Raw genomic sequence first — 14,318 nt, forward strand, 5'->3', positions numbered from 1 at the left:
GATGGAGGGCCTGCTGGACTTCGCCCTGCGCGACACCCTCACCGCCGTCGGCGGCATCGACCGCTGCGTGTCGGAGTTCATCCGCGTCACCGGCACGCTGCTGCCGGAGAAGGCCTTCGTGCGGGTGATGCCCGAGCTGCACAACGGCGGCCGCACCCGTGCCGGCGTGCCGGTGCGGGCGCAGCTGCTGGGCTCCGACCCGGCCTGCCTGGCCGAGAACGCGCAGCGCCTGGCCTCGCTCGGCCCGGCCGGCATCGACCTCAACTTCGGCTGCCCGGCCAAGGTGGTCAACCGCCATGGCGGCGGCGCCGCCCTGCTGGTGGACCCGCCGTTGGTCGGCCGCATCGTGGAAGCCGTCCGCCGCGCGGTGCCGGCGCACATGCCGGTGTCGGCCAAGATGCGGCTGGGCTTCGAGGACGACCGCCTGGCTATCGACTGCGCGCAGGCCATCGAGGCCGGCGGCGCCGAGGAACTGGTCGTGCATGCCCGCACCAAGGCCCACGGTTACAGGCCGCCCGCCTACTGGGAGCGCATCGCCGACATCCGCGCCGCGGTGAAGCTGCCGGTGGTGGCCAACGGCGAGATCTGGACCGTGGCCGACGCGCTGCGCTGCACCGAGGTGTCTGGCTGTGACGCGCTGATGCTGGGCCGCGGCATGGTGGCCGACCCCGGCCTGGCGCTGGCCATCCGCGGCGCGGAACAGGCGGTGGGCTGGCCGGCACTGCAGCCGCGGCTGGCCGACTTCTGGCAGCTCATCCGCCTGCGTGTGGAGGCGCGTCACCAGGCGGGCCGGCTAAAACAGTGGCTCAACTTCCTGCGGCGGGTGCATCCGCAGGCGGAGGACGCCTACCAGGCCGTGCGCACGCTGACCGACCCGCAACTCGTCACGCAGCGGCTGTTCGGCGGCGCCACGTCTCACAGCCTGTAGGCGAACTTGCTACGTCCTTCGTAGTGGGGTGCCGACACACCCTTGAGGTGGTGGGACATGGCGCATCAGAGGGGTGGTGCCTACGCTTGGCACCAAGGACGATGTACCCATCCACCCACCGGGAGCGATGCCATGATTTCCACTGCATCCCACGCCGAAGCCGCCTACGAGCTGCGCTTCGAGTCGCTGTTCCACTCGGGACGCGCACTCACCTTCCCGTGTGACGAGCGCGGCCAGGTGCACCTGGATTCGCTCAGCGAGCGGGCGCGGGACAACTACCTGTACGCACGCGCCGTGGTCGGCCGGGAATACTGCCCGCCCGCGGTCTGCCTGAGCGACCGCGTGCACTGACCACACGCCTGCCGGGCCTGCCCTCAGGCCCCGGGCCGGCGCTGCTGCAGCAGCTGCGCCACCACCGCCATCGCGATCACCTCCGGCTCCTTGCCGGTGATGCCTTCCACGCCGATGGGGCAGTGCATGCGGGCCAGGGTATCGGGCGCCATGCCCTTGGCTTCCATGCGGTGCACGAAGCGCGCGCGCTTGGTGGCCGAGCCGATCAGGCCGAAGAAGCCGAAGTCCCCCCGCTTCAGGATGGCTTCGGTGATGCGCAGGTCCAGGTCGTGGCTGTGCGTCAGCACCAGGTAGAAGGCCCCGGGCGGCGCAGCGTCCACCTCACCTTCCACCGCATCCACCGCCAGCGCGCAGATGTGGTCCGGCGCCGGCACGAAGGCATCGGCGGGCGGAAACTGGTCCTCCCGCTCGTCGATCCAGTCCACCCGGCAATCCAGCGTGGCCAGCAGCCGCACGATGGCCTGCCCCACATGGCCGGCACCGTACAGCTGCAGGTGGAACATCGGCTCGGGCTCGGGCCAGGCGGCCAGGGCCGCATCGTCCAGCCAGTCGAAGGCCAGCGTCACCGCGCCGCCGCAGCACTGGCCCAGCGCCGGGCCCAGCGGATAGTGCCGCTGGAATGCGGCCTGTCCTTCGGCCAGCATCGCACGCGCGGCGTCGATGGCCTTCAGCTCCAGGTGGCCACCGCCGATGGTGCCCACCGCCTCCCGCGCCGACACCAGCATGCGCGTGCCGGCATGGCGCGGCGCCGAGCCGCGCGACTCGACCACCTGCACCACCACCGCGGGATGGCGGGCGGCATGGCGCCAGGCGCGGGCGGTGCGGCGGACGTGGCGGTCCATCGCGCTCAGCCCGCCGCCTTCACCGCGGTGAGCGCGGCCAGGATGGCTTCCGACGTGGCCGGCGCGCGCAGCGGTGGATCGACGCGGTGGTCGGCCGCGGCCGAGATGGCGTCGCGTATCGCGAAGAACACCGAGAACGGCAGCAGCAGCGGCGGCTCGCCCACGGCCTTGCTGCGGTGGATCGAGTCCTCGCGGTTGGGGCCTTCGAACAGCTTGACGTTGAACACCGGTGGGCAATCGTTGGCCGTCGGGATCTTGTAGGTGCTGGGCGCATGCGTGGTCAGCTTGCCGGTCTGCGGGTGCCACACCAGCTCCTCGGTGGTGAGCCAGCCCATGCCCTGGATGAAGGCGCCTTCCACCTGGCCGATGTCGATGGCCGGGTTGAGCGAGCGGCCCGCGTCGTGCAGCACGTCGGCGCGCAGCAGCTTCCATTCGCCGGTCAGCGTATCCACCACCACCTCGCTCACGGCCGCGCCGTAGGCGAAGTAGAAGAAGGGCCGGCCCTTCATCGTCTCGCGGTTCCAGCTCAGGCCGGGCGTGGCGTAGAAGCCGTCGGACCACAGCTGCACGCGATCCAGGTAGGCCTGCGCCACCACCGCATCGAAGGGCAAGGTGCGGCCGCCGACCTGCACCTGGTCATTCGCGAACACCACCTTGGCCGGCGTGCCGCCATGGTGGGCCGCAATGCAGGCGGCCAGCCGCTCCTTGATCTGGCGCGCCGCATCCTGCGCGGCCTTGCCGTTCAGGTCCGCGCCGGTGGAAGCGGCGGTGGCGGAGGTGTTGGCCACCTTCTGCGTGTCGGTGGCGGTCACGCGCACCCGCTCGAAGCCGACGCCCAGCTCATGCGCCACCACCTGGGCCACCTTGGTGTTCAGGCCTTGGCCCATCTCGGTGCCGCCATGGTTCACCAGGATGGAGCCGTCGTTGTACACATGCACCAGCGCGCCGGCCTGGTTGAAGTGCTTCACGTTGAACGAGATGCCGAACTTCAGCGGCACCAGCGCCAGCCCGCGCTTGAGCAGCGGGCTGCCGGCATTGAACTGCGCGATGGCCTCGCGCCGCGCGGCGTAGTCGCTGCTGGCCACCAGCTGGTCGACCACCTCGTGCACGATGTTGTCGGTGACGGTCTGCTCGTAGGGCGTGACGTTGCGCTCGGTGGTGCCGTAGAAGTTGGCCCGGCGCACCGCCAGCGGGTCGCGGCCCAGCCGGCGCGCCACCGCATCCAGGATGTTCTCCACCGCGATGGCGCCCTGCGGCCCGCCGAAGCCGCGGAAGGCGGTGTTGCTCTGGGTGTTGGTCTTGCCCGAGTAGCCGTGCAGCGCCACGTCGGGCAGCCAGTAGGCATTGTCGAAGTGGCACAGCGCGCGGGTCATCACCGGGCCGCTCAGGTCGGCGGAATGGCCGGCGCGCGAGACCATCGTCACCTCGGCGCCCAGGATGCGGCCTTCGTCGTCGTAGCCGACGTCGTACTCATACCAGAAGCAGTGGCGCCGGCCGGTGATCAGGAAGTCGTCGTCGCGGTCCAGCCGCAGCTTGACCGGCCGGTTGAGCTTCTTCGCGGCCACCGCGGCCACGCAGGCGAACAGGCCCGACTGCGACTCCTTGCCACCGAAGCCGCCGCCCATGCGCCGGCATTCCACCTGCACGTGGTGCGCGCGCAGGTGCAGCGCATGGGCCACCAGGTGCTGCATCTCGGTGGGATGCTGGGTGCTGCAATACACATGCATGCCGTCGTTTTCCTTCGGCACGGCATAGCTGATCTGGCCTTCCAGGTAGAACTGTTCCTGGCCGCCGACGTCGAAGCTGCCCTGCAGCCGGTGCGGCGCCTTGGCGATCGCGGCCTGCGCGCCGCCTTCGTTGGTGCTGCGCACCAGGTGCATCGGCGGCACCACGTACTGCTGCTTCTCATGCGCCTGCTGCGGCGTGAGCACCGGCGGCAGGGCATCGATCTGCAGCACCTGCCTGGCCAGCGCGGCCGCGCGCCGGGCCTGGTCGCGGCTGGCGGCAATGACGGCGAACACCGGCTGGCCGAGGTAGCGGATCTCGCCGTCGCACAGGATGGGGTCGTCGTGCACGATGGAGCCGCAGTCGTTGCTGCCGGGGATGTCGGCCGCGGTGAGCACGGCCACCACGCCGGGCATGGCCTTGACCTTGTCGAGCTCGGCGCCTTTCAGCGTGCCGTTGGCCACCGGCGAGAGGCCCAGCGCGCAGTGCAGCGTGCCCTGCAGCTCGGGAATGTCGTCGATGTAGGTGGCCTCGCCGACCACATGCAGGTGCGCCGATTCATGCGGCCGGCTGATGCCGACACGGGCCCCGGCGGCCTCGGCCGTGCGTTCGGCCGGCTCGTCGATGCGGGCCGCGGTGTTCTTCGCATAAGGCGCGAAGGCTTCGGCGGGCTGCAGCAGGCTGGGGGCGATGGGCTTGTTCATGGTGCGGCTCTGGTTTTTTCGGCGGGCGGCGTCGACTTGTCTAGGCAAGTGGCCGGTGCCGGCTTGCGGCGGTGCGCTGTGTTGGGCGGTGTTGGGCTTGCTCTCGCGCCTGGGCTGGGGGCGCGTTGGCGGAGGCTCGGCGGGGCGGGGGGGTGTGCGGGCAGGCCCGGGGGCGCAACTTCCGCGGTTCGCGCTGCGCGCGAACTGCCCTGCGCTGCTCGGTCGGGCGGCCCGCGCCGCGTAACTCGCTGCGGGTGCTTCGCCCCCTCCGCTCAGACACCCGCCTGCGAGTCAGATGTTGTGGCGCGCTGCGCGCGCGGGCCACCCGCCCTGCGCTGCTCGGCGCTCCACATGCGCCCCCGGGCCTGCCCGCACGCCCCCCCGCCGAACACCGGGGGTTCTCGTGCCGGGGCACCTTGAACCCCAACACCAGCTGCTGCGCGTTGGCAGCGACAGCTTGCGCATCACACCGCCTGTGCTGGGCGGGGGGCGGGGCCCGGTGGGGGCGATTTGGGGCTCGGCGAGGAGCGCAGCGACGAGGTCGGCACGCGCAGCGTGCTTCGTAGACTGACTCGCGGTGGCTGTCCGACTGCACTGAGCGAAGCGAACGTAGCGAGTTCCGCCGTGCGACCTTGTCGTGAGCACCGGAGCGCAGTCGGCCCGCAGGGCCGACCGAGAGCGCGCGAGTGCCGCCCGGCCGCCCGAAGGCGCTCGCACCGACGGCCAACGTGCCGGCGGTTTGGCATTTCACCCCCGCTGGGCCCCGCCCCACGCGCAGCGCCGCGAGACAGAGCCGTCGTGCAAGAACTCGCTGCCCAAGCACGGCTCCACCCACCTCACACCCCATGCGGCATCACCGCAAACACACTGGTCTGCTCGGCGGGCAGCGGGTCCACCGTGCGTGTCTCCAGCCAGAAGCGCATCAACAGGTTCTGCGCCACCTGCATGCGGTAGTCGGCACTGGCGCGCATGTCGGTCAGGGGCTTGAAGTCGGTGAGCAAGGCGGCTTGCGCGGCCTTTACCGTGTCTTCGGTCCACGGCTGGCCGACCAGCGCGGCTTCGGCCGCCGCCGCGCGCTTGACCACCGCGGCCATGCCGCCGAAGGCCAGGCGCACGCTCTTCACGGTGTCGCCGTCCAGCTCGATCGAGAAGCCTCCGCACAGCGCCGAGATGTCGCAGTCGAAACGCTTGCTGATCTTGTAGGCGCGCACGGTGCGGTCGAAGGCTGCGCCTGGCACCACCAGCGCCTGCACGAATTCGCCGGGCTCCAGCCTGTTCTTCATGTAGTCCACGTAGAACTCGGGCAGGGGCATGCTGCGCACACGCTCGCCCTGGCGCAGCTCGATCTGCGCGTCCAGCGCCATCAGCACCGGCGGTGAATCGCCGATGGGCGAGCCGTTGGCCACGTTGCCGCCCATCGTGCCGGCATGGCGGATGGGCGGCGAGGCGAAGCGCAACCACACGTCGGTGAGCGACGGCAGGCGCTTCGCCAGCGTTGCATAGGCATCTTCCAGCGACGCACCGGCGCCGATGCGCAGCCCGCCGTCCGGCAGCGTTTCTATCGTTTTGAGCGCAGCCACGTTGCCCACATGGATCAGATCGCCCACGTCACGGAACTGCTTGCTCACCCACAGGCCGATGTCGGTGGAACCGGCCAGCAGCGTGGCCTTCGGCTTGTCCATGCGCAGCGCGGCCAATGCCTCGATCGTGGTGGGCGCATGCAGCGTCGCGGCGGGCTCGCCGGCACGGGCGCCGGTGTACGCCAGCGAGCCTGCCTGCAGGGCCTTCAGCGCGGCCACCACGGGCGCTGCGTCCAGCCGGGCCGCGGGCAGGTCGAACATGCGCTGGCCGGCGTCGATGATCGGCCGGTAGCCGGTGCAGCGGCACAGGTTGCCCGAGAGTTCATCGGCCAATTGCTGGCGGGTGGGCTGGGTGCCGGCGGCCTGGTGGTGCTCGTAGGCCGACCACAGCGACATCACGAATCCCGGCGTGCAGAAGCCGCATTGCGAGCCGTGGCACTCCACCATCGCCTGCTGCACCGGGTGCAGCGTGCCGGCGCACTGGGCCTTCAGGTCCTCCACCGTGAACAGCGCCTTGCCGTGCAGCGTGGGCACGAACTGGATGCAGCTGTTGACCGTCTGCAGCTTCAGCGCGCCGGCCTCGTCCAGCTCGCCGACCACCACGGTGCAGGCACCGCAATCGCCTTCGTTGCAGCCTTCCTTGGTGCCGGTGCAATGGGCGTCCTCGCGCAGCCAATCGAGCACGCTGCGGGTGGGATGCACGCCGCTGACGTCGACGATGCGGCCGCGGTGATGGAAGCGCACGGGTTGTGTTGTCATGGGTAGGAACTTACCCGTTGAGGGGCGGGCCGTGAATACGATAGCCCTCATAGCACCTATCGAGCCAGCCATATGACGCAGCGCGCCGAGTTCGACAAGATCGAGCTGTACCTGATCAGAGTCCTCCACACCGTGATCGTCGAACGCAGCGTCTCCCGTGCCGCCCTGCGCCTGCAGAGCACCCAGCCCGCCGTCAGCGCCCAGCTGAAGCGGCTGCGGGAGCTCACCGGCGATCCGCTGCTGGTGCGGGCCGGCAACGGCATGACGCCCACCGCCACAGCGCTGCAGCTGGTGGGCCCGGCGGCCAGCCTGCTGCAGGCGGCCGATGCGCTGTTCAGCCCGCGCATGCGCAGTGCCTCGTTCGATCCGCAGACCACCACCGCCACCTTCCGCATCGCCGCCAGTGACTACCTGGACCCGAGCTTCCTGCCCGAGCTGGTGGCGCACGTGCACCAGGCCGCGCCGGGCGCGCGCATCGAGCTGCAGGCGCTGTCGCGCGACTTCGACTACCGCCGCGGCCTGGCCGACGGCGAGGTCGACCTGGTCATCGGCAACTGGCTGCGCCCGCCGGAAGAGCTGCACCTGGGCCGGCTGATGTCCGACGAGATCGTGTGCCTGGTGGCCGAGGGCCATCCGGTGGTGCGGCTGGCCGAAGGCGCCGGCAAGGGCTGGACGGTGGAGAAGTACCTGGGCTGCGAGCACGTCGCGCCTTCGCCGCTGAGCCCGGGCGCGCTGGGCGTGATCGAGGAGCACCTGGCTTCGCTGGGCCTCAAGCGCAACCTGGTGGTGCGCAGCGCGCACTTCAGCCTGATCCCGCTGATGGTGGCCCGCAGCGGCCTGGTGCTCACCACCGGCCGCCTGTTCTGCTCGCGTTATGCCGGCGTGCTGCCCGTGCGCATCGTGCGCTGCCCGGCGCCGTTCCCGCCGCTGGCGTACTACCAGCTGTGGCACGACCTGACGCATGCCTCGCCCTCGATGCGCTGGCTGCGCGAGCAGGTGCGCGAGGTGGCCCGCCGCGTGGCCGGCCCCACCGCGGTGCCCGCCACGGCGCATTGAAAATTCCGTTCGACGATTGAAGTGCCGATGACCTCCACCCAAGCCCCGCCCTTCCGACTGGCCCTGCGCGGCGACCTGCTCGACTTCACCGGCATGCCCGACTGGGGTGCGGTCACCAGCCCCGCGGTGCGCTGGCGGCCCGATCACTGGCTGCTGGTCGAAAACGGCCGCATCACCGGCGTGCAGCCGGCCAGCCAGCCCCTGCCCGGCGAGGGCTGGCAACAGCAGGACCACCGCGGCCGGCTGATCCTGCCCGGCTTCATCGACACCCATGTGCACAGCCCGCAGCTCGACGTGATCGGCAGCTACGGCACCGAACTGCTGGACTGGCTCAACACCTACACCTTCCCGGCCGAGAGCCGCTATGCCCAGGCCGCCGAGAGCGAATCGGGTGCCGCGCGTTTCGTGCAGGCGCTGCTGTCGCACGGCACCACGACCGCGGTGGTGTTCCCGACGGTGCACAAGATCAGCGCCGACCTGCTGTTTGCCGAGAGCGCCCGCCGCGGCATGCGCCTGGTCACCGGCAAGGTGCTGATGGACCGCCATGCGCCCGACAACCTGCGCGACGACGTGGTGCAGGCCGAGCGGGACTGCATCGAGCTGATCGAGCGCTGGCACGGCCACCAGCGGCTGAGCTATGCGGTGACGGTGCGCTTCGCGCCCACCAGCACGCCCGCGCAGCTGGCCATGGCCGGCGCGCTGTGCGCCGCCTACCCGGGCCTCTACATGCAGACTCACGTGGCCGAGAACCGCGAGGAAGTGGCCTGGGTGCAGCAGCTCTTCCCCGAGGCGCGCAGCTACCTCGACGTGTACGCCCGCGCCGGCCTGATGAACGAACGCAGCGTGCTGGCGCATGGCATCTGGCTCGACGCGGAAGACCGCGCGGTGCTGCGCGATACCGGCGCGCAGATCGCCCACAGCCCCAGCTCCAACCTGTTCCTGGGCAGTGGCCTGTTCGACTGGCGCGCGACCGAGGATGCGGGCGGCCGCGTCACGCTGGCCAGCGACGTGGGCGGCGGCACCAGCCTGTCGATGATGCGCACCGTGCTGGACGCCTACAAGATCCAGGCGATGCAGGGCCAGCGCCTGACCGGCTGGAAGGCCCTGCATGCCGCCACGCTGGGCGCCGCGCAGGCGCTGCACCTCGACCATGAGATCGGCTCCTTCGAGCCCGGCCGCCTGGCCGACGTCTGCGTGTGGGACTGGGCGGCCGACCCGGTGGCCGAGCGCCGCATGTCGGTGGTGCAGAGCCTGCACGAGCAGCTCTTCGCCTGGTTCACCCTGGCCGACGACCGCAACCTGGTGGCCGCCTACATCCAGGGCGTGCCGCAGTACTGGCGGGCGGCCATGCCCAGCGGCTGAGCCCCGCGGCCGGCGCGCCGCCCACCGCACGACACGACAAGCCAACACATACCGGCCATGAAGCCGGAGGAGACAAGCCATGTTCGAGAAACTGTTCCGCCTGCAGGAGCACGGCACCACCGTGCGCACCGAGCTGGTGGCCGGGTTGACCACTTTCCTGACGATGGCCTACATCATCTTCGTCAACCCCTCCATCCTGGGCGACGCCGGCATGCCCAAGGGCGCGGTGTTCGTGGCCACCTGCCTGATCGCGGCGCTGGGCTCGGCCATCATGGGCCTGTACGCCAACTACCCCATCGCGCTGGCGCCTGGCATGGGCCTCAACGCCTATTTCGCCTACGTCGTGGTGCTGCACATGGGCTTCACCTGGCAGGCGGCGCTGGGGGCGGTGTTCATCTCGGGCTGCCTGTTCTTCCTGGTCACGGTCTTCAGGTTGCGCGACCTCATCATCCGCGCCATACCGCCGGCGCTGCGCATCGGCATCACCGTGGGCATCGGCCTGTTCCTGGCCATCATCGCGCTCAAGAGCGCGGGGCTGATCGCGCCTTCCAAGGCCACCTACGTCACCCTGGGCAACCTCCACACGCCCTCGGTGGTGCTGGCCACGCTGGGCTTCTTCGCCATCGTGGTGCTGGACAAGCTGCGGGTGCCCGGCGCCATCCTGATCGGCATGCTGGGCATCACCGTGGCCTCGTTCTTCTTCGGCGGCAACACCTTCGCCGGCGTGTTCTCGGCGCCGCCGTCCATCGCGCCCACCTTCCTGCAGCTGGACATCGCCGCGGCGCTCAAGGGCGGCATCCTGAACGTGATCCTGGTGTTCTTCCTGGTGGAGCTGTTCGATGCCACCGGCACGCTGATGGGCGTGGCCAAGCGCGCGGGCCTGCTGGTGCCGGGCAAGATGCACCGCATGAACAAGGCGCTGATGGCCGACAGCGGCGCCATCTTCGCCGGCTCGCTGCTGGGCACCAGCAGCACCACCGCCTATGTGGAAAGCGCGGCCGGCGTGCAGGCCGGCGGCCGCACGGGCCTTACTGCGCTGACGGTGGCGGTGCTGTTCCTGGCCTGCCTGTTCATCTCGCCGCTGGCGGGCGCGGTGCCCGCCTATGCCACCGCGCCGGCGCTGTTCTTCGTGGCCTGTTTAATGCTACGGGAGATCACCGAACTGGACTGGGACGAGACCACCGACGTGATCCCGGCGGCGGTGACGGCACTGATGATGCCGTTCACCTACTCCATCGCCCACGGCATGGCCTTCGGCTTCATCACCTACGCGGTGTTGAAATTGCTGACGGGCCGCGGACGCGGCGTGCATTGGATGGTCTGGGTCATCGGGTGTATTTTCCTGTTCAAGTACATCTACATCGGCACTGAATGAATGACAGAACAACGCAGGGGGGCGGCATGCTGAGACTGGAGCTGGCGCACATCAGCAAGCAGTACCCGGCCGTCAAGGCCAACGACGACGTGAGCCTGCGGGTCAAGCCCGGCGAGATCCATGCCGTGCTGGGCGAGAACGGCGCGGGCAAGAGCACGCTGATGAAGATCATCTACGGCGCGGTGCGCCCGGATGAGGGCGAGGTGCGCTGGAACGGCCAGCCGGTGTCCATCCGCAACCCGCAGGAGGCGCGGGCGCTGGGCATCAGCATGGTGTTCCAGCATTTCTCGCTGTTCGACACCCTGACCGCCGCCGAGAACGTGTGGCTGGGCCTGGACAAGAGCATGACGCTGGCCGAGGTCACCGGGCGCATCCGCCAGGTGTCCCAGGCCTACGGCCTGGAGGTCGACCCGCTGCGGCCGGTGCACAGCCTGTCGGTGGGCGAGCGCCAGCGGGTGGAGATCGTGCGTGCACTGCTGACGGACCCCAAGCTGCTGATCCTGGACGAGCCCACCTCGGTGCTCACGCCGCAGGCGGTGCAGAAGCTGTTCGTCACGCTGCGCAAGCTGTCGGCCGACGGCTGCAGCATCCTCTACATCAGCCACAAGCTCGACGAGATCCGCGCGCTGTGCCACCACTGCACCGTGCTGCGCGGCGGCCGGGTGACGGGCGAGGTCGACCCCACCACCGAGACCAACGCCGGCCTGTCGCGGCTGATGATCGGCGCCGAGCCGCCGCAGCTGAAGCATGTGCAGTCCACGCCCGGCGCGGTGGCGCTGGAGCTCAAGGGCCTGTCGCTGGCCAAGCAGTCGCCGTTCGGCACCACGCTGGCCGACATCGCGCTGCAGGTGCGCGCGGGCGAGATCGTGGGCGTGGCCGGCGTCTCGGGCAACGGCCAGCAGGAGCTGATGGCCGCGCTGTCCGGCGAAGACCCGCGGGCGGCCAGCGGCAGCATCACGCTGTTCGGCCAGGACATCGCCGCCGCCAGCCCCGGCCGGCGCCGCGCGCTGGGCCTGCACTTCGTGCCGGAGGAACGGCTGGGCCGCGGCGCGGTGCCCACGCTCAGCCTGGCGCAGAACACGCTGCTCACCCGCACCGAGGCGGTGGGCCGCTGGGGCTGGATCCAGGTGGGCCAGGTGCAGAAGCTGGCCGCCGACCTCATCGCCCGCTACCACGTGAAGGCCGGCGGCCCGGGCGCGGCGGCCAAGTCGCTGTCGGGCGGCAACCTGCAGAAGTTCATCGTCGGCCGCGAGATCGATGCGCGGCCCAAGGTGTTCATCGTCTCGCAGCCCACCTGGGGCGTGGACGTGGGTGCCGCGGCGCAGATCCGCGCGGCGCTGCTCAAGCTGCGCGACGAGGGCTGCGCCCTGCTCGTCGTCAGCGAGGAGCTGGACGAGCTGTTCGAGGTGAGCGACCGGCTGGTGGTGATCGCGCAGGGGCGGCTGTCGCCCAGCGTGCCGGTGGCCCAGGCCACCATCGAGACCATCGGCGAATGGATGTCGGGCCTGTGGCCCGGTGCGGCGGTGAAGGCGCCTGCGGAGGTGGAACATGCTCAAGCTTGAGGCGCGGCCGCAGCCTTCGAAGGTGATGTCGCTCGGCTCGCCGCTGATCGCGCTGGCGCTCACGGTGGTGCTGGCCAGCCTGCTGTTCATCGCCTTGGGCAAGGATCCGGTGCGCGGCCTGTCCATCTTCTTCGTCGAGCCGCTGAACGGCCTGCGCGCCACCGCCGAGGTGCTGCTCAAGGCCACGCCGCTGATGCTGTGCGCGCTCGGCCTGGCGGTGTGCTACCGGGCCAATGTGTGGAACATCGGCGCCGAAGGCCAGTTCCTGCTGGGCGCCATCGCCGGCGGCGGCGTGGCGCTGTGGCTCACCACCCATGGCGTCACCGGGGCGCGCGGCATCTATTCGCCGCTGGTGCTGCTGGCCGGCGTGGTGGGCGGGGCGGCCTGGGCCGCCGTCACCGCGGTGCTGCGCGACCGCTTCAATGCCAGCGAGATCCTGGTCAGCCTGATGCTGGTGTACGTGGCGCAGCAGCTGCTCAACTACCTGGTGTTCGGGCCCTGGAAGGACCCGATGGGCTTCAACTTCCCGCAGACCAAGACCTTCGATGCCAGCACCTGGCTGCCGCAGCTGCTGGCCGGCACGCGGCTGCACTGGGGCATCGTCGTCGCGCTGGTGATGGTGGTGGTGTTCTGGGTGTTCCTGTTCCGCATGTTCCGCGGCTACCAGCTGCAGGTGGGCGGGCTGGCACCGGCGGCGGCGCGGTATGCGGGCTTCTCGGCCCGCAAGTCGCTGTGGACGGCGCTGCTGGTCTCCGGCGGCATGGCCGGCCTGGCCGGCGCGATGGAGGCGGCCGGGCCGCTGCGGCAGCTCACGCCGCACGTGTCCACCGGCTATGGCTTCACCGCCATCATCGTGTGCTTCGTCGGCCGGCTGCATCCGGTGGGCATCGTGCTGTCCAGCGTGCTGCTGTCCATGATGCTCATCGGCGGCGAACTGGGCCAATCGCGCCTGGGCCTGCCCAACGCGCTCACCGGGGTGTTCCAGGGTTCGCTGCTGTTCCTGCTGCTGGCCTGCGACACGCTGATCACCTACCGCGTGAGGTGGCGCTCCGCGCCGCGGCCGGTGGCCCCCAGCGCCGCGCCCGCCGCGCAGCAACTGAAGGAGGCCCAGCCGTGAACGAAGTCGCCCTGTTGATCGCGGCCACGCTGGCCTCGGGCACGCCGCTGGCGGTGGCCGGCCTCGGCCTGCTGCTCAACGAGAAGGCCGGCGTGCTGAACCTGGGTGCCGAAGGCATGATGCTGGTGGCCGCCATCGCCGGCTTCGCCACCGCGCTGGCCACAGGCAGCGACGTGCTGGCCTTCGCCGCTGGCGCCGGCGCCGGTGCGCTGATGGCCGCGGTGTTTGCGCTGCTGGTCATCGGCCTGAACACCAACCAGTACGCCACCGGGCTGGCGCTCAGCCTGTTCGGCGGCGGCTTCTCGGCCTTCGTGGGCGTGGGCTTCGTCGGCAAGAAACTGGAAGACCGCGTGCCCTTCGAGGTGCCGGTGCTGGCCGACATCCCCTTCATCGGGCCGGCGCTGTTCAAGCAGCACTGGATGGTCTACGTGGCCATCGCGCTGGTCGTCGGCCTGTCGTGGTTTCTCTATCGCAGCCGCGCCGGGCTTGTGCTGCGCGCGGTGGGTGAGTCGCCCGAGTCGGCGCATGCGCTGGGCTACCCGGTGCGGCTCATCCGCTTCGCCGCGGTGCTGGGCGGCGGTGCGCTGTGCGGCGTGGCCGGGGCCTTCCTGTCGGTGGTGTATGCGCCGCTGTGGGTCGAGGGCCTGGTGGCCGGCCGCGGCTGGATCGCGCTGGCGCTCACCACCTTCGCCACCTGGCGGCCGGCGCGGGTCTTGCTTGGCGCCTACCTGTTCGGCGGCGTGACGATGCTGCAGTTCGCGCTGCAGGGCGCGGGCGTGGATGTGTCCAGCCAGCTGCTGACGATGCTGCCCTACCTGGCCACCATCGTGGTGCTGGCGCTGATCTCGCGCAACCCGCTGTGGATCCGCATCAACATGCCGGCCTCGCTCGGCAAGCCGTTCCATCCGGGCGCCTAACATAGGCCTTTCCAAGTGTTTCCAGATTCCTCCGAGGAGC

Annotated in this window: 11 protein-coding genes; 8 read left to right on the forward strand and 3 right to left on the reverse strand. The window is 70.3% G+C overall.

Going from position 1 to position 14,318, the window contains the following annotated elements:
• Position 1: 1 nt before the first annotated feature.
• Positions 2-928: a tRNA dihydrouridine synthase gene (locus tag VO99_RS21000; RefSeq protein WP_046114918.1), complete on the forward strand. Its 927-nt coding sequence runs from the start codon at positions 2-4 to the stop codon at positions 926-928.
• 132 nt (positions 929-1,060) lie between these two features.
• On the forward strand, positions 1,061-1,279 hold the full coding sequence (locus tag VO99_RS21005; protein ID WP_046114881.1) for a hypothetical protein: 219 nt from the start codon (positions 1,061-1,063) through the stop codon (positions 1,277-1,279).
• Positions 1,280-1,302: 23 nt separating this feature from the next.
• Here the strand turns inward: VO99_RS21005 and xdhC are convergent, their stop codons facing one another.
• From xdhC to xdhA, 3 genes are all read right to left on the reverse strand, one after another.
• Positions 1,303-2,121 carry a xanthine dehydrogenase accessory protein XdhC gene (xdhC, locus tag VO99_RS21010; RefSeq protein WP_046114882.1) on the reverse strand — a complete coding sequence of 273 codons (819 nt, stop codon included), beginning with the start codon at positions 2,119-2,121 and terminating at the stop codon, positions 1,303-1,305.
• Between the two features lie 5 nt (positions 2,122-2,126).
• Positions 2,127-4,550: a xanthine dehydrogenase molybdopterin binding subunit gene (xdhB, locus tag VO99_RS21015; protein WP_046114883.1), complete on the reverse strand. Its 2,424-nt coding sequence runs from the start codon at positions 4,548-4,550 to the stop codon at positions 2,127-2,129.
• Positions 4,551-5,386: 836 nt separating this feature from the next.
• Positions 5,387-6,889, reverse strand: coding sequence for a xanthine dehydrogenase small subunit (gene xdhA, locus VO99_RS21020; protein WP_046114884.1), 1,503 nt, complete (start codon positions 6,887-6,889; stop codon positions 5,387-5,389).
• Positions 6,890-6,961: 72 nt separating this feature from the next.
• On the opposite strand from xdhA, the gene VO99_RS21025 reads away from it, so the two are divergent.
• The 6 genes from VO99_RS21025 to VO99_RS21050 all read left to right on the forward strand — a co-directional run bounded on the left by VO99_RS21025 (position 6,962) and on the right by VO99_RS21050 (position 14,278).
• Complete coding sequence (locus VO99_RS21025; protein ID WP_046114885.1) at positions 6,962-7,945, forward strand: LysR family transcriptional regulator; 984 nt, start codon at positions 6,962-6,964, stop codon at positions 7,943-7,945.
• Positions 7,946-7,972: 27 nt separating this feature from the next.
• Complete coding sequence (guaD, locus tag VO99_RS21030; RefSeq protein WP_046114886.1) at positions 7,973-9,307, forward strand: guanine deaminase; 1,335 nt, start codon at positions 7,973-7,975, stop codon at positions 9,305-9,307.
• A 79-nt stretch (positions 9,308-9,386) separates the two neighbouring features.
• Positions 9,387-10,682, forward strand: coding sequence for an NCS2 family permease (locus tag VO99_RS21035; protein ID WP_046114887.1), 1,296 nt, complete (start codon positions 9,387-9,389; stop codon positions 10,680-10,682).
• A 26-nt stretch (positions 10,683-10,708) separates the two neighbouring features.
• Positions 10,709-12,244 carry an ABC transporter ATP-binding protein gene (locus tag VO99_RS21040; protein ID WP_046114888.1) on the forward strand — a complete coding sequence of 512 codons (1,536 nt, stop codon included), beginning with the start codon at positions 10,709-10,711 and terminating at the stop codon, positions 12,242-12,244.
• A complete protein-coding gene (locus VO99_RS21045) occupies positions 12,231-13,361 on the forward strand; it encodes an ABC transporter permease (protein ID WP_046114889.1) in 1,131 nt (376 codons plus the stop codon). Before VO99_RS21040 ends, VO99_RS21045 begins: the two co-directional genes overlap by 14 nt.
• Positions 13,358-14,278, forward strand: a complete 921-nt coding sequence (locus VO99_RS21050; RefSeq protein WP_046114890.1) for an ABC transporter permease — start codon at positions 13,358-13,360, stop codon at positions 14,276-14,278. The genes VO99_RS21045 and VO99_RS21050 overlap by 4 nt, the downstream gene beginning before the upstream one ends.
• Positions 14,279-14,318: the final 40 nt, after the last annotated feature.

This window comes from Aquincola tertiaricarbonis, from assembly GCF_000969605.1.
Lineage (GTDB): Bacteria > Pseudomonadota > Gammaproteobacteria > Burkholderiales > Burkholderiaceae_C > Aquincola > Aquincola tertiaricarbonis.